The organism is Pseudomonas fontis, from assembly GCF_028656955.1.
Classification (GTDB): domain Bacteria; phylum Pseudomonadota; class Gammaproteobacteria; order Pseudomonadales; family Pseudomonadaceae; genus Aquipseudomonas; species Aquipseudomonas fontis.
Genome location: NZ_JAMDGY010000011.1, coordinates 226,271 through 241,341 on the forward strand (window position 1 = coordinate 226,271; position 15,071 = coordinate 241,341).

Below are 15,071 nucleotides of genomic sequence, written 5' to 3' on the forward strand. Positions count from 1 at the left end.
TGTTGAAGCTAGGGTGAATCGAAAGGACGACGCGGCTGCGCAAACACCGAACGGCCGGATTCGCGGCGGGTGCTGACGCCCAGCACGCCGAGGCCAGCCAGCGCGCAGACGCCGGCGAAGAGGTACAAGCCCAGCCAGCCAAGGTGCTGCGCGGCCACCCCGCCCAGCCACGAGCCCATGCCCGCGCCGAAGAAGAACACCGTCATGTACAGGCTGTTGAGGCGGGACGCCGCCGAGGGGTCGATGGCCAGCACCCGCGACTGGGTGAGCGCCTGTACCGAGCGCACGGCGATGTCGCAGGTGACCAGGAAGACAATGATCATCAGCACTGCGCCGCCGACAGCGGCCCCCACCAGCGACACGCTGACCAGCGCCGCGCCCATCAGCAGCACCGCCGCCTGCCAGGGCATCTGCCGTTGCAGATAGATGGCCAGCTTCGGTGAGCCCAGGCCGGCCAGCGCCGTGAATGCCAACAAGCCGGTTTGCCCCGCGCTCCACTGCAACGTGGTGTGGGCCAGCGAACCCAGGTTGGCCCAGAGGCCACTGGAGGCGGCAAAGAAGCACGCCGCGATCACCGCCAGCCGACGCAACTGGGCGTGTTCCTGCCACAGCTGATATTGGCGGCGGAGCATCACCCGGTAGCCGATCGGCGCCGCAGGCAGTGCTTCGCGCAGGTAAGGCCGGACCAGCACACCCAGCAGCAGGGTGAGGACGCCGACACTCAGGTACACCCTGCGCCAGCCGATGAATTCGCCGCCCCACCCCGCCAGGACCCGGGCCAACAGCAACCCGGCAAACAGCGAGGACAGCAGGCTGCCGATCACCGCCGGCCGCTCGGCCGGCAGGCAGGTCTTGGCACACTGGGCGATCAGCAGTTGACCGCCCACCGACAACAGCCCGGCCACAGCGCACAGCACAATGAACACCGGCAGTACCGGGGTGACGGCAAGCGCCAGCAGCGTGACGCCCAGCAACAGCAGTACCCCGGGAATCAGCAGGCGCGCCGAGTACAGGTCACCCAATGGCAGGCACAGCACAAGCGCTGCGCCATAACCACACTGGGTGGCCAAAGACAGGCTCCAGAGCGCATCCACCGGCAAGCCGAAGGACGCCGCAATCAGGGCCGCCATTGACTGGTGATAAACCACCGGTGCGACGGAAAACCCCGTCGCCAGGCAATACAAGGCCAGCACGTGGCGTGGCAGCGGTGTGGTGGAGTTCATCGAACGCAGTTCCTCAGGATAGACAGCGACGTTTAATCGAATGCCAGCGTCAGGCTGGGGCTCAGGGCTTTGCTCAGGCACGCGAGCACGAAGCCCTGGGCGACTTCGCTGGCATCCAGAGGGTGCGGCGACGGCATGTCCACCTGCCCCTCCAGCACCCGGCAACGACAGGTGGCACACACGCCGGACTTGCAGGAGTAACGCGGGGCCAGCCCCGACTTGAGCATGCGATCGAGCAGGCTGTCGTCGCTCGGCGGCAGGCGCAGGCGCCGGGTTGCGCCTTCAAGGCGCACGGTAAGCGCGACCCCCGGGCTGACCACTGCGCTCGCGGCGCGCTGGCGAATCGCCGGGTCGGCGACAAACTGCTCCCGGCGGATGCGGCTGGCGGGCAAGCCATTGGCCTGAAGCGCGGCCGAAGCGGCTTCCATCATCCCGGCCGGGCCGCACAGGTAGACCTGGTCAAGGGTCGGTACCGAGAGGCAACTGTCGAACAGCGACTGGCAACGCGGTTGGTCGATACGACCGCCGAACAACGCCACGTCCTGTGGCTCATTGCTGAAAAAGTGGAACACCGACAAGCGCGCCAGGTAACGATCCTTGAGCGTGCACAGGCGTTCGCGAAACTGCACCGAGGCCAGGTCGCGATTGCCGTACACCAGGGTAAAGCGGCTGTGTGGCTCATCACGCAAGGTGGTTTCGAGGACCGACAGAATCGGCGTGATGCCCGAGCCCGCCGCAAACGCGGCGTAGTGACGAGGCACGTCAGCTTGCGTGTCCAGCCCGAAGTTTCCCGTAGGCGTCATCGCCTCGATCACCGCCCCCACGTGCAGGTGCTGGTGTGCCCACTCGGAGAACCGCCCGCCAGCAATGCGCTTGATCGCCAACTGCAGGGCGGCTTCACCGCTCGCGTTGCACAGTGAATAGCTGCGCCGCAGCTCCTCCCCCTCAAGCCAGGTGCGCAAGGTCAGGTGCTGGCCGGCGCGGTGGGCGAAGCGGGCGCGATGCTGCTCGGGCACCTCAAGGGTGAGCACCAGGCTGTCCGCCGTATCACGCTGTACATCGCTGAGGGTCAAAGCAAAAAACTGAGACATGATCCTTCCCTGAAGTCAGATGCCCTTGAAATACTCGAACGGGTTGCCACACCCATCACAGCGGAACAGCGCCTTGCAGCGGCTGCCGGCACATTCGTTCTGCAGCCGCGTGCGAGTGGAGCCGCAGTGCGGGCAGTCAGGGCGCGGCGCCGCTTCACGCGGCCAGAACGTCAACGCCTGCCACTCCCCGGTCACCGCCAGAGGCGGCGCCACGCCCGCCGCGCGCATCTTTGCCTTGCCCTCGGGGCTGATCCATTCGGTGGTCCAGGCCGGGGCCAGGCGCGTCTCGATGTGCAGCGACTCGACACCGTTGCGACGCAGCACAGCGCCGATGTCCTGCTCGATGGCGTGGCGCGCCGGGCAGCCGCTGTAGGTGGGCGTCAGCACCACGCGCAGGCCGGCGGGCTGCCAGCGCACGTCGCGCACGATGCCCAGGTCGACAATCGAGATGTACGGCATTTCCGGATCGGCAATCTCGGCCAGCAACGCCCAGATGCTGGCGGTGCCGCTGCCTGCTGCGCTGCACTGTTGATCGCTCACCACTGCGCCCCCGGGTTGCTGCGGGCCAGGTACTGCATCTCCATCAACAAGCCCACCAGGTGCTCGCCGTGCTGGCCACGCTTGCCGGCATCGAGATTCAGCGGGTTCTGCGGGTAACTCAGCCTGGCTGCGGCCAGGACCTGCTGGACATAGCTGAACCACTCGGGCTTGAGCGCAGCCAAGTCGGCGCCGATGCCGGCGTGCAGCATCGCCTGGTCCAACCCATCCATGGCGAACAGCTCATGCACGTGGTCGGCGCAATGCGCCAGCGCCTGCTGGGCGTAAGCGTGGCTGCGGGCAGTGCCATCGCCCAGGCGCACCACCCACTCACTGCTGCGTTGCAGGTGGTAAGCGACTTCCTTGCGCGCCTTGCTCGCGATGGCGCTAACCTGCGCATCGCTCGAGCGGGACAGCTCACGCAGCAACAGGCAGTGCCAGCTGTCGAACAGGAACTGCCGCACCTGCGTGTCGGCAAAGTTGCCATTGGGCTGCTCGACCAGCAGCACGTTGCGAAACTGCTCGGCATCCCGCTGATAGGCCAGTTGGTCTTCGCTTTGCCGAGGGGTCATCTGCGATCCGGCGTAGTCCAGCCAAAGGCGGGACTGGCCGAGCAGGTCGAGCGCGACATTGCTCAGCGCCACGTCCTCTTCCAGCGTCGGCGCATGGCCACACCAGCCGCACAACTGCTGCGCGAGGATCAGCGTGCTGTCGCCCAGGCGCAGCAGGTACTCGGACAACTGCGCGCCCGGCGTACGGTGGGTCGTCATAGGTTCTGCACTCCGTCCGGTACCGGGTAGAAAGTGGCCTGGCGATAGCCCTTGTCGTGGGCGGTTTCAAACCACGCCGACTGATCCTGGCCGGCACTGCTGATGAGGTGTTCCGAGGCCACGAGCCACAGGCTGACGAAGGCGTCCCGGCGGGTGTAGACATCCCGTGCGTAACGCAAGGCCATGTCCGCGTCGCTGGCCTGCACGCTGCCGATATGGCGGTGGGCAATGCCGTTCTGGCTGCGCACGAACACTTCCCAGGTTTTCCAGTTATTGGGCATGTTCGTCTCCCGCCAACGCGGCTGCTGTCGATGCCTTGTCGGCATGGCAGGCCGCCGCTTCGCGCACCCAGGCACCCTGCTCCCAGGAGCGTTGCCGGCTGCTGATACGCTCGCGATTGCACGGCCCTTCACCCTGGATCACGCGCTGGAACTCGACCCAGTCGATGGGGCCGATCTCGTAGTGACCGCTGGCCTCGTTCAAGCGCAAATCGGCATCGGGCACGCGCAGGCCAAGGTGATGAATCTGCGGCACGGTCTGGTCGATGAACTTCTGGCGCAAGGTGTCGTTGGAATACAGCTTGATGCCCCACTGCATCGACTGCCGGGAATGCGGGGAATGCTCGTCGGGCGGGCCGAACACCATCAGCGTTGGCCACCACCAGCGGTCCAGGGCGTCTTGCGCCATCTGCCGCTGGCGCGCGGTGCCCTCGACCAGCCGGTGCACCAGGTCGAAACCCTGGCGATGGTGAAAACTTTCTTCCTGGCAGATACGCACCATGGCCCGGGCATAGGGGCCGTAGGAGCTGCGCGAAAGCGGCACCTGGTTGACGATGGCGGCGCCGTCGGTCAGCCAGCCGATCATGCCCACGTCGGCCCAGCTGAGCGCCGGGTAGTTGAAAATGTTCAGGTACTTCGCGCGCCCGGCGAGCAGTTCCTGGTACACCGTATCGCGCTCGACACCGAGGCTTTCCAGGGCGCTGTAGAGGTATTGGGCGTGGCCGGCTTCATCCTGGACCTTGGCCAACAGCACGCACTTGCGGTGCAGGCTCGGCGCCCGGGTCAGCCAGAAACCTTCCGGCAGCATGCCCACGTATTCCGAGTGAGCGTGCTGCGAGATCTGCCGCACCAGGGCCTTGCGATAACCCTCCGGCATCCAGTCCTGCGACTCGATCTTTTCGCCACGCTCGATGCGTTGCTGGAACGCCGCTTCCCGCCCCTCGACGGGCTCGCTCATGCGCTGGCTCACGGCTGCAAATATTCCAGCAGGCTGACGGCTGCCGTCGCCACGGGCAGGTGACCCAGGTGCTGGTTCCAGACCAGCTCGGTCAACACCGAACGATCACCGTCGTCAAAGTCGCGCTGCCAGCTCCAGAACTGTTCGCGGATCTGGCGCTTGAGCACCTTGCCGGTGGAGCCCGCCGGCAACGCATAGGCCTCAGCCAGCAACCCGGCGCACAGCGTGTAACTCGGCAGCCCGCCACGCCCCTGGAAGGGATAGCAGCTCAGCGCGTGTTGCAGAACGGCATCGGCATCGATGCTGGCGTCCTGCGTGCGCACCAGAATCAGCACCGCTTCTTCACGCGTAGGCCCACGGGAAACACCGACAACGCTGGCATCGAATACACCCGGCAAAGTGAGCAGGTGTTCCTCCAGCAGCAAGGTGTAGGCCGGCACTCCCAGGTTGCTCGGCACGGTGTCGACGATGCGGTCCAGGTGCACGAACTCGCCGTTTTCCAGGCGCAGGCCGACATCGCCAGTGAGCCAGTAATCGTTGAGCTCGGTCAGCGCAGTGAGGTGGGGCTGGCCGTAGTAGCCCGGCGTCACCGTGGGCGAGCGCACGCCGAAATAGCCCGGGGTGCCGTCCGGCAACAGTTCGCCTTGTGCGGAGAGAATGTCGCAGCGGGCATAGCCGGCCGCGTGGCCGACGGTGCGCTTGCTGGCGACGCTGCCCTCACGGGACACCTTGAAGAACTGCGACATGCCCAGCTCCGAGGCACCGAACATATCGGTGAAGCGTGCCTCTGGCGCCAGGCGCAGCAAGGCGCGGATGTGCGCTTCGTGCGCCGTGTCACCGGTGTTGTAGAAGCGCTGGATACTGCGCAGATGGCCCGCCGGCAAATCCAGCTCGGCAAGCGAGGCGTAGGTCTGCGAGAAGGCGGTGACGATGGTGGGCTGGAAGCTCGCCAGGCGCTGCGCCAGCGCGAGGCCTTTCTGGGTGTCGAGCGACAGGGTCGGCAGTTGCAGCATCACCGCCGTCATCAGGTAGCTGATGCCCGCAGCGTGGGTAGCCGGCATGGCGGTGGCAAGTTTCTCACCCGGCAACTCGATAAAGCTGCGCAGGCGCTCGCGCTTGCCGTTGAAGAACTGCTCATGCCCGAACAGCACCGCCTTGGGAACACCCGTGGTGCCGGAGCTATGGCACACCATGATGATGTCTTCAGCGCGCCGCGCAACGGGCCAGCCCTGCTGGGGGACCGCCGCGAATGCAACCGGTGCGCCTTCGACGAAACCGGCATCCAGCACCTTCAGGCCCGGAAGCGCTGAGGCCAGGTTCCAGCGCGCCTGGGTCTGCGTGTCATGGACGAAGGTGTCGAAGCGATTGCGCCGTGCGTACAGGGCGGCAATGTCCGAATGCAGGTGGCCGTTGATCAGCACCGGGACACAACCCAGGGTGCCCAGCGCCAGGAAATGCAGGAACGACGGAATGCCATCACCCAGGTACAGACAGATGTGCTGCCCGGAACGCACCCCCTGGCTCAGGTACCAGCCGGCCAGTTCCGCCACCTGCTGGTGCAGGCTCGCCAAGGAGAACGACAGGTGCGCTGCGCCACTTGGGCCGACGAAGGCGTTTTCCAGAAAAAGGAAATCGCTTTCGAGCGGGCCATACGCTTCCAGGGCTTTGCCCAGGAAGTTGCCGGCACCCAGCTCTGCGTCCGCGAACAAACGGTCCCATGCTGGTTTGTGGGTGATCGAGTTCATCCTTGGGTCTCTCGTATGAAGTGGAAAAGTCAGGCCGTGGTCGCGGCGAAGATCCAGGCTAAAAGCGTTTGGCAGCCCACTTCTTGGGCTGAGGTCGCAATCGAGGGAAGCGACTGTAGAGGGATTCATTTCCTGACTTAAGGGACAAGATTTAACAAATCGAGCCCGACATGATTGCCATCAATGTCTGCCGCAGGATCAATCGGTTACCCACCAGGCACTGATTCTTGTCATGGTTTGATATGCACTTTTTGGCCCCTAGGGGCTGCGCTGGCAGCGGCTAGGATGTGGACATGCAGCCCTGCCCCATGGCGGGCTGATTCCCATCTGTCACTGCAAGGAGATACACGCCATGTCAGGCAAAGTGTTCGTCGCCGGCGCCTCCGGCGTGATCGGCAAGGCCCTGTTGCCGCTGCTGGTGGAGGCGGGTTATACGGTCTACGGGGCGACCCGTCGCCCGGAGCGGGCCGAGCAAATCGAGGCGTCTGGGGCTACGGCGGTGGTGGTCGATGTGTATGACGCCGAGCGCCTGAAAGCGCAGTTGATGCGCATCCAGCCCTGGGCGGTGGTGCACCAGCTGACCGACCTGCCGCGCGGCTTGAGCCCTGAGCTGATGACCCAAGCCATTGCGAACAACGCCCGCATTCGTAGCGAAGGCACGCGCAACCTGGTGGCCGCGGCGGTCGCGGCAGGCAGCCATCGCCTGGTGGCCCAAAGCATCGCCTGGGCCTATCGCTTCGGCAAAAACCCGTACCTGGAAAACCACCCCCTGGACCTGGACGCCGAAGGCAACCGCCGCGTCAGCGTGCACGGTATTGCCGCGCTGGAGCGCCAGGTGCTGGGCGAGCCGACGCTACGGGGAACGGTACTGCGCTACGGCCAACTCTACGGCCCTGACACCGGCACCGATGAACCGAGCGGTGCCAGCCCGCTGCATGTCGCCGCCGCAGCCCGCGCCGCGTTGCTGGCCCTGCAAGCAGAGGAAGGCGGGATCTTCAACATTGCCGAAGACAACCCGACCGTCAGCAATGAAAAAGCCCGGCGCGTGTTGAAGTGGTCACCTGCGGCCCGGCCAACCCCTTTGAATCGATAACCACCGCTGATCAGTGGTTTCCATGCCGTCGCCGCCTGGCGGCGTGCGTACTTACAGGAAAGCGATATGACGTCTCTGGAGAGTGTTTTTCATGGCCTGCACCAGCAGGGCCTGTTGGTCCTGGCCAACGTGGCCGATGCTGGCGGGGCGCGCCTGGTGGAATCGCTAGGCAGCAAGGCGGTGGCCACCAGCAGCGCCGCCATGGCTTGGTCGCATGGCTACCAGGACGGCAACAAGCTGCCGCTGGACCTGCTGACGACCACCATTGAATCGATGACCCGGGTGCTGAGCGTACCGCTGACTGTGGACATCGAAGGGGGCTATTCCGATGACGTCGAGCACGTCGCCAAGGTGGTCGATGCCATCGTTGCGGCCGGGGCCGTCGGCATCAACATCGAGGATGGCGTGGGGCCGACGCAATGGCTGGTGCGCAAGATCGAAGTCGCCAAGCAGGTGGCGAGCCGGCACGGGGTCAATCTGTTCGTCAACGCGCGCAGCGATGTCTACATGAAAGGCTCGGTGCCGCCCGAGCGCAAGCTGGAGGAAACCCTCAACCGCGCCGAGCTGTATGCCAATGCCGGCGCTGATGGCTTCTTTGCCCCCGGAATGTTCTCGCGCGACGACATCGGCGCCCTGTGCCGTGCCAGCAGATTGCCGGTGAATTTGCTGTCCTGGGACGGCATGCCGGCTATCGCCGACTTGCAGCAGCTCGGGCTCAGGCGGCTCAGTGCGGGTGCCCACGTCGGGGAGTTCGTGTTCGCGGCGATGGCGGAATTCGCCAAGGAGTTTCTGCAGCGCGGTGAGGTTGCACCCGGTGCTATCAAAAGCTTTACCTATCCCGAACTGAACGCATTGATGATCCCGAAAGCTTGAGTGCAAGCCTGTGGGGGACTGGCCCCGCGCACTTGGCCTGACGCGACCGCCACTCACGGCGGTCCACGTTTGCATGGCAGAACAGTACGGGGCACCCGCTACGGTCTGGTACTTACTCCTGCGGCAAAGTCAGGCCAAACAATGTCAGGGCCCAAAGCAACGTGCCAAGCGCGATGAACACATAGTTGATCAGCGTGAATCGCGCGTTGTCTTCACCAAGCGGGTCGCCAGCGGCTTCATTGAGACCACGCTGACCCAGCCAGACAACCCAGCCATGCAGTGGTAACAGCGTGAGGCTAATGATATCGACCGTCGGAAAACCGATGTTCTTTCGTACCAATGTCCCCACCACGTGGGCGACAATCATCATCACCACATACCATGTAGCCAACACACCCGGCTGCCAGCTATAGGTGCTCCCCTTTTGCTTGCTGTAGGCATCGGCTTCCCGGTACAGCGCGTGGGTGAAGAAAATCGAAAAAACGCCACGAGCGATGGGCCACACATCCTTGTCTGTGGCCTGCTTGAATTGCTGCCAATTTTTGTAGGCCCAATACAATTGATAGCAACCAAAGGTCAGAACGAACAGCGTCAGGAACTTGTTTCTGGACACCGTATAGAAAGGACGCTGATCGTCGGCTACTGCGACCAGTGCTTCAGGTTGAGGGGTATAAATATTGTCAGACATGTCATTCCCTATGTTGATCTGAAAGGCCCGCACGATAACGCAACCGCGTTATAAAAAGAAGCACCTGGCCATCTAGCTATTCGTATCAGCGGCTTGCGAAAAAACTCTTGAGTCACGGATACAGCAACTCGACTCCTAGCGCCCACCCAGCAGCACGGATTGATTTCAGGCCATCGCCAATATGTACATCTATTACAAGACATGGCCACGACATAGCGGTCGGACAGCGCTACGGTAAACCAGTGGTTCTGAGCTTGTACCCCTACGAATGTACCAACAGGAATTTAAATTTTTCAGACTGAAAATAGTGCTTGATTAACTGAAGCGGTTACCGCCAACTTTATTTCAACACAAAATCAACTACCCGACAGCTCACCGGATAAAAATACATCTACAGCCAGCACATGAAAAGTAAGGTTCTCTGACAAAAACTGAATACTGAAATGCCTCAACTTCGGCGGTTCGTGACTCGACACGGAACGCCATGCTTTCAAGTTATTCCTCACCCATTCGGAGTCTATAAACTCGGTCAACTTACCCAGCCGACACTCACTTGAATCACCATCAAACTCAAAAATAGCACCTCCAGGGAATGGTTCCCGAATAAAGCATCGCACAGGCTTGAACGCAACCTCCCGCCTTAAAGCCAGCACAACCTCCTCGCTATCAACTACAATCTCCTTCTCATACTCAACATCAAGATAAAACAACGCCGGCGCGAGGCCGGTGTCAGTGTAGAGAAAGTCACCTTACTTACTCATGGGACTTAGTCTTCGTAGGCCTCAAACTCCCAGAACCCTAACCTTGATACTTTTTTTGAAACATCGCTCCAGCTCGCCCCCGAACAATCCAGCAAGAATTTCTCAATAGCGCGCACAATACTTTTATAATTGTACTCCCGGACAATAAGGTAATGCATCCCTATAAGAACCTCATCGGCACCAAGGTTTTTTTCAATCCACTTCGGAGTGCAAACCTCAATATCAAATGATTCCTCACCATCCTCACCTGCTGGGCCAATCATTGCTTGCAAAAGGAAGCTAAAGCAATTCGGGCACTCCGGATGGTAACTTTCAAGATTATAAATATCGGGGCTATGAAGCCGCTTCAGTTCTGCGTTCATAGTTTAGTCCGTAATATCCAGGTGAGCATTTGACTGCCACTTCTTTGTCTCTTGGCCTGGAAACCTTTGCTCAAAATTAGCCTGAGTTCCCTGCTGATATGGTTTGTAAGTAGGTGGCCTATACTGCCTCAAACCATCCTGACTAACTAACGTTTTTCCGTCGCTAGCTACTTTATATCCATCACCAACCCAGGCTTTCCCCATAACGTCTGCTTGTTCTCTTGTACCAGAACCAATGCCGAAATTACCTTTCCCTTTAGTGGCCTCTGTGAGTTGGCCACTCAATTTTGCCCAATCGCCTGTGCCTTTTGCACCTCCTCCTTTACCGCCCCCCCCCCGCCAACAGAACCTATCCCTTTTCCACCACCGAGTATAGCCATACCCGCCGTGGCACCCAGCTCGGTGACAATTGCTACTTTCTCATCGATCGAGAGCTGGCGCCCTGCCGCACGATCCATCCCAGTTGCTCCGACCACTGCTGAACCCCGGACATTTCAGCTGGGCTCAACCAACCTTCTTTCAACGACTTCGCAAAGACGAGCTGCTTGTCCGAGACAAACGTCGCGCCCCAATCGCCAACACCTTGGGCCGGGGACTTGATAACCCCTGGGTTGCCTTGTAGCAACCCCGCCATGTCATAGGAAACCCGCGTCTTGAAATAACCCAGCAGCTCTTTGGCAACAGGGCTATCGATAGCGATGGCGCTGTCTGCGGCCTTGTTTTAACGCTGCAGCCCCGTCAGATTGAGGTCCCCCTGTAATACCGAATCCGTCCATCAGGAAGTGTTTTCGTAACAGCTGCGTTCTCCTGTGCTTTCTGCAAGCCTGAAAGCTTTGCCCTCAAAGCAGCTTGAACGTTAACACTTGCGGTTTTACTAGATATTGCTGCGGTTTCTTTTGCACCTACTTACATTTTATCAGTCGCTCGCGAATTACGTGCTTTGTCAGCATTGAAGCGAAGGCATCTTCGCTAACTTCCTGAAATCCATCGCACCACCTATAAATCTTGGAACCATTGTGAAAAACTGACACAAGGCGAAGTAACAACATATCATCTAACTCAGTCCCAGCATCATCCAACTCAAAAACGAGAAGGGTTTCGGGCAGATCGTCTACAGGCAGGAGACGCTCTTTATTTTGTAAAAAATCCTCGAGCATTTTCCCTTTGAGTATTTCAATCCTTATCCAGGGCTCACTGTCTTGTTGGCTACTCCACTGACTATTTATTTCCCACTTGTTAACTTTCAAATCAAGAAAGGTGCACTCGCTGGAAATTTCTTGATCCTGAAAATAAGAGACCGGTACTTCACCCCAGGCCTCGCTGATCAACAATTCTCTTTGAGGGAATACAGTGCCTTGCTCCAGAACAACAACGTATTGACTGTTCATCACATATTTCCTGTTTCTTGCAAGCGTTTCAGTCCTTTCTCAGCATTTTTGACCAACTGATCCCGTGCGGACTGAGGTAAACGTTTGAATGCCTTATCAATTTGAGGAGCCAATGGCTTGGATAAATCTGGTCTGAAGTCAACAATTGAATCTTTCCCTCCCCCCGACTGAATCTGAAGCTTACCATTGGGCTCGATATCGACCCGAAGCACCGCTTACGTCCCCCTATAACAGCCTCTACCGGCTGACCAATCGTTTCACTCGCTTTGATTGTGCCCTTTGCACCTTCCGCTGCCTTTCCTGTCCCCCTAGACGCACCCGCGGCAACCCCCGCAGCAGTGGCCGCAACACCATTCCAGAATCGCTGCGACTCGCCGTCTCGGATGATAGACAATTCTGACGAAAGGAGACTTGGCTGTGTGCGGCCATCTGCTTAGGTATTCCGGGAATATCTATTTCCGCGACAGCTACGTTACCACTTCGCCGTAAGCCAGACGGCAACCCAGCTCGAACGTCCATGACCCGTTGGGCCATCGGAGCAGTGTCAATCACGGCCGCTGTTGCTTTTGCACCAACCCCAATGCAGAGAAATTACAAACCGTTAACTTTCTTGGCTACGCCTTCGATTGACCGCATCCAGAAGCAGTTCGAGCTCAAGACCATAACTGTTCGGCTCAAAGTTCTCTTCTATACCATTCATCAAAAACTCATTGGAAATAAACTCGCATAGCTTGTCAATTTCATCCGACGCTAACGAAGCATGAAATAATTTCTCAGCTAGAGCCAGTTGGACTTCTCCCGCCAGAAAGCACAACGCCATCAGAAGCTGCCATCGTGCGCTTGTTAAAACGCTGTTCATTTTCCTGTCCCCGAAGACGACTTACCCCATCCAGTTACCACTTTACCTTCAGCATTGACCACTATGACGGCGCCCGCTCCAGCATACCTAAATGTTGGGCCGTACTTTGAAGGGACAGATTCAAATTTTATAAAAAGTAACAGTAGGCCCGTAATCCTGATCCGAATTCAAAACTTCAACAGAAAATTTCCTCTCTGGAAATTTGTCTTTCAAGACCAACTGCCATGACAAAGAAAGAATTTCAGCTAGCTGCTCAAAAACAAAATCACCGACCTCATCATTGCAGCCTGAAAAAACATCACACAAATGAGTATGATTCATTATTTTTTCAACTTCACGAACATCACCATAAAATTTTTCAGCCATACAAAAAAATATCATGATCGTATTTAGCATTTAAGACAACCGCACCCTGACTAACAAAAAAATCAGGAAATAACAGCCTGCAAAATAGCAGGCAATCTTCAGGATTGCACATGGCGCTGACATAAGAAAATATATCAACACTATCTTTTTTAGCCCAGCTTGATGCCCATAGCTCGTATCTGCTCAAACCACTAAATGGTCTAATTGTATTAATCTTCATTATGGAATCTCATTCGGGATGGTAGGCTGCGGAGCCAGTTTCGTAGAAGGCGACTGACCCCTAACTGTCCCGTCCGGCAACGTATCTCTACCATATTCTATTACATGTGGTGTCGACACATCAGCATGAGCTGCGCCTGTAACGTCAACTCGCTTAACAATCATTCCTGCTGAAACATAGACAGCATAGCTGGTGATATCTCCTTGATTATCAGCCCGATACACAGCCCCATTCGCTGGTCCACCATCAAGCTTAAAGCGGCCACTAATCTGAGTAGCGTTTTCAAGCGGACCTCCAACAAGATTATTTGCGTTACGAGGAACAGAATTGATGCTAGTCGAGCCTTTTGCACCGTTAAATCACTGAAACTGGAGACATACCAAATTTTGTAGTCAGAACATAAGACTCTAAACCATTTAAGTCTGGAACAATCGCCAGGCCCCCTACACTCCCAAAATCAAGTGCTAATACTCCCCCTACTTCAAGGTAAGCGCTCTCAACTTTATGATTTAAAAAATAAAAAACCAGTAAGCCAGTAGCAGCTTCCTCACCGTGCCCCCATCGCTGACTGCCTTTACTATCGCACTTAAAAGGACACTGGATTAATACGGTCACTCCATTTCCGAAAATCAGAACCTGCGAACCTACACCAATAGTCACACCGGTCAGCACTGCTGACCTCAATTCTTCCAACTCCGATTCATTAATCATATTTTCCTCTTACCGCTTAGGCGGCACGGTATTGGGTGGCAGTGGTACATGCGTGTATCCCCTTGTACCAGTTCCACCCGTGACCGGGTTTATAGGCTGTCCATTTTTCACGGATATCCAGTAACCATTCTCCAAACCGGGAACAGGCGTTGAGCCTGAAGGCATCAACCGAATATATGTGCTGCCTGGAGCACTTGGCTCGGAGCCAGGTGGATAATAGATCGTGCTACCTGGCGTTTTACCTGGGCGGTTCACCCAGTCCGATGGAATAACCGGACCTTGAGGAGGATTCGACAGAGGTTGCAATTTTGGAGGGACTTTGGACCCCGCACTGATGGAGCCTGCCTTTTTTGCACCAACTCAATACCCGGCCTCTCTAAACTGGCCCCCAATATCCTTGAAAAGGAGCTTGAGGGGAAACCAATCTCCACGTTTCATTTGACACTATGCACTTGAACCACTTTTCTTCAAATCCTGGCCCGGCATAGCTGTCCTGAACAGGAGTCTGCTCTGTTATCCCAGATTTAACCTGTTCGGTGATCCAGGCAGAAAACCGTTCATACTCCCTAGGAGATGAAAATCCCTCTACAACTTCCCAATTACACTCATTCATTGCTTTATCCAAGAAGTGTCAATTTTGAAATCTTTCGGAAACAACACCTGATTCCCCCCCCAACTAGTCCACCTTGAGGAGCCGCGACGCCTTCAAAATACTTAGTTCCTATAGGAACTTCAATTTTGACCACCTTTGTAGCAGTATTCCCCCATTCGGGTTTCAAAGCGCTGTCAATAATCGACTGGACAGGGCCTGCTGGCTTTGTCGATGTCCAATAGCCACCTAGCTCCTGAGCAGTTCCACCATAAACACGATACAACGTGGTCGGTTGTTGAGTAACGACCTCTGAGTACGTACCGCTACGGAATGTGTCCGCGATTCCTTTCGGTAACGGGCCCTGATTCATAGGCCCAAACTCGGTAATTACCTTAGTTGTTGCTTTTGGACCTTCCGCTGCCTTTCCTGTCCCCCTAGACGCACCCGCGGCAACCCCCGCAGCAGTGGCCGCAACACCATTCCAGAATCGCTGCGACTCGCCGTCTCGGATGATAGACAATTCTGACGAAAGGATAGCAATAGCCGCTGAGTTTGA

At 57.9% G+C, this 15,071-nt stretch carries 19 protein-coding genes; 2 read left to right on the forward strand and 17 right to left on the reverse strand.

What is annotated here, in order from left to right:
- Window positions 1-8: 8 nt before the first annotated feature.
- The 7 genes from M5G11_RS04020 to M5G11_RS04050 are packed head-to-tail and all read right to left on the reverse strand — an operon-like array spanning window position 9 to window position 6,602.
- Window positions 9-1,223, reverse strand: coding sequence for an MFS transporter (locus M5G11_RS04020; RefSeq protein WP_273909521.1), 1,215 nt, complete (start codon window positions 1,221-1,223; stop codon window positions 9-11).
- A gap of 32 nt (window positions 1,224-1,255) precedes the next feature.
- The gene (locus M5G11_RS04025) at window positions 1,256-2,314 is read right to left on the reverse strand and encodes a 2Fe-2S iron-sulfur cluster-binding protein (RefSeq protein ID WP_273909520.1); all 1,059 of its coding nucleotides are present in this window, start codon (window positions 2,312-2,314) and stop codon (window positions 1,256-1,258) included.
- A 15-nt stretch (window positions 2,315-2,329) separates the two neighbouring features.
- Window positions 2,330-2,854, reverse strand: coding sequence for a 1,2-phenylacetyl-CoA epoxidase subunit PaaD (gene paaD / locus M5G11_RS04030; RefSeq protein WP_273909519.1), 525 nt, complete (start codon window positions 2,852-2,854; stop codon window positions 2,330-2,332).
- On the reverse strand, window positions 2,851-3,621 hold the full coding sequence (gene paaC, locus M5G11_RS04035) for a 1,2-phenylacetyl-CoA epoxidase subunit PaaC (protein ID WP_273909518.1): 771 nt from the start codon (window positions 3,619-3,621) through the stop codon (window positions 2,851-2,853). The genes paaD and paaC overlap by 4 nt, the downstream gene beginning before the upstream one ends.
- On the reverse strand, window positions 3,618-3,902 hold the full coding sequence (gene paaB, locus M5G11_RS04040; RefSeq protein WP_273909517.1) for a 1,2-phenylacetyl-CoA epoxidase subunit PaaB: 285 nt from the start codon (window positions 3,900-3,902) through the stop codon (window positions 3,618-3,620). The genes paaC and paaB overlap by 4 nt, the downstream gene beginning before the upstream one ends.
- Window positions 3,892-4,857 (reverse strand): 1,2-phenylacetyl-CoA epoxidase subunit PaaA, encoded by a 966-nt coding sequence (paaA, locus tag M5G11_RS04045; RefSeq protein WP_273909516.1) that lies wholly within the window; start codon window positions 4,855-4,857, stop codon window positions 3,892-3,894. Before paaA ends, paaB begins: the two co-directional genes overlap by 11 nt.
- Window positions 4,858-4,865: 8 nt before the next feature.
- Window positions 4,866-6,602, reverse strand: coding sequence for a class I adenylate-forming enzyme family protein (locus M5G11_RS04050; protein WP_273909515.1), 1,737 nt, complete (start codon window positions 6,600-6,602; stop codon window positions 4,866-4,868).
- A gap of 352 nt (window positions 6,603-6,954) precedes the next feature.
- Between M5G11_RS04050 and M5G11_RS04055 the strand changes: the two genes are divergently transcribed.
- Both M5G11_RS04055 and M5G11_RS04060 read left to right on the forward strand, forming a co-directional pair.
- On the forward strand, window positions 6,955-7,695 hold the full coding sequence (locus tag M5G11_RS04055) for an NAD-dependent epimerase/dehydratase family protein (RefSeq protein ID WP_273909514.1): 741 nt from the start codon (window positions 6,955-6,957) through the stop codon (window positions 7,693-7,695).
- Between the two features lie 66 nt (window positions 7,696-7,761).
- The gene (locus tag M5G11_RS04060; RefSeq protein ID WP_273909513.1) at window positions 7,762-8,568 is read left to right on the forward strand and encodes an isocitrate lyase/PEP mutase family protein; all 807 of its coding nucleotides are present in this window, start codon (window positions 7,762-7,764) and stop codon (window positions 8,566-8,568) included.
- Window positions 8,569-8,680: 112 nt separating this feature from the next.
- On the opposite strand, the gene M5G11_RS04065 is transcribed toward M5G11_RS04060, so the two are convergent.
- From M5G11_RS04065 to M5G11_RS04105, 10 genes are all read right to left on the reverse strand, one after another.
- Complete coding sequence (locus M5G11_RS04065; RefSeq protein ID WP_273909512.1) at window positions 8,681-9,256, reverse strand: hypothetical protein; 576 nt, start codon at window positions 9,254-9,256, stop codon at window positions 8,681-8,683.
- Between the two features lie 766 nt (window positions 9,257-10,022).
- Window positions 10,023-10,379, reverse strand: a complete 357-nt coding sequence (locus tag M5G11_RS04070; RefSeq protein ID WP_273909511.1) for an immunity 8 family protein — start codon at window positions 10,377-10,379, stop codon at window positions 10,023-10,025.
- Between the two features lie 902 nt (window positions 10,380-11,281).
- Complete coding sequence (locus M5G11_RS04075) at window positions 11,282-11,767, reverse strand: hypothetical protein (RefSeq protein ID WP_273909510.1); 486 nt, start codon at window positions 11,765-11,767, stop codon at window positions 11,282-11,284.
- Complete coding sequence (locus M5G11_RS04080) at window positions 11,767-11,979, reverse strand: hypothetical protein (protein ID WP_273909509.1); 213 nt, start codon at window positions 11,977-11,979, stop codon at window positions 11,767-11,769. The genes M5G11_RS04075 and M5G11_RS04080 overlap by 1 nt, the downstream gene beginning before the upstream one ends.
- A 389-nt stretch (window positions 11,980-12,368) precedes the next feature.
- On the reverse strand, window positions 12,369-12,626 hold the full coding sequence (locus tag M5G11_RS04085; protein WP_273909508.1) for a hypothetical protein: 258 nt from the start codon (window positions 12,624-12,626) through the stop codon (window positions 12,369-12,371).
- Window positions 12,627-12,746: 120 nt separating this feature from the next.
- Complete coding sequence (locus M5G11_RS04090; protein WP_273909507.1) at window positions 12,747-12,992, reverse strand: hypothetical protein; 246 nt, start codon at window positions 12,990-12,992, stop codon at window positions 12,747-12,749.
- A complete protein-coding gene (locus M5G11_RS04095; protein ID WP_273909506.1) occupies window positions 12,985-13,212 on the reverse strand; it encodes a hypothetical protein in 228 nt (75 codons plus the stop codon). The genes M5G11_RS04090 and M5G11_RS04095 overlap by 8 nt, the downstream gene beginning before the upstream one ends.
- Window positions 13,212-13,544: a polymorphic toxin type 24 domain-containing protein gene (locus tag M5G11_RS27490; protein WP_420793881.1), complete on the reverse strand. Its 333-nt coding sequence runs from the start codon at window positions 13,542-13,544 to the stop codon at window positions 13,212-13,214. The genes M5G11_RS04095 and M5G11_RS27490 overlap by 1 nt, the downstream gene beginning before the upstream one ends.
- Before the next feature lie 22 nt (window positions 13,545-13,566).
- On the reverse strand, window positions 13,567-13,923 hold the full coding sequence (locus M5G11_RS04100; protein ID WP_273909505.1) for a hypothetical protein: 357 nt from the start codon (window positions 13,921-13,923) through the stop codon (window positions 13,567-13,569).
- 617 nt (window positions 13,924-14,540) lie between these two features.
- Window positions 14,541-15,071: hypothetical protein (locus M5G11_RS04105; protein ID WP_420793879.1), on the reverse strand; the 531-nt coding region annotated here is incomplete at its 5' end.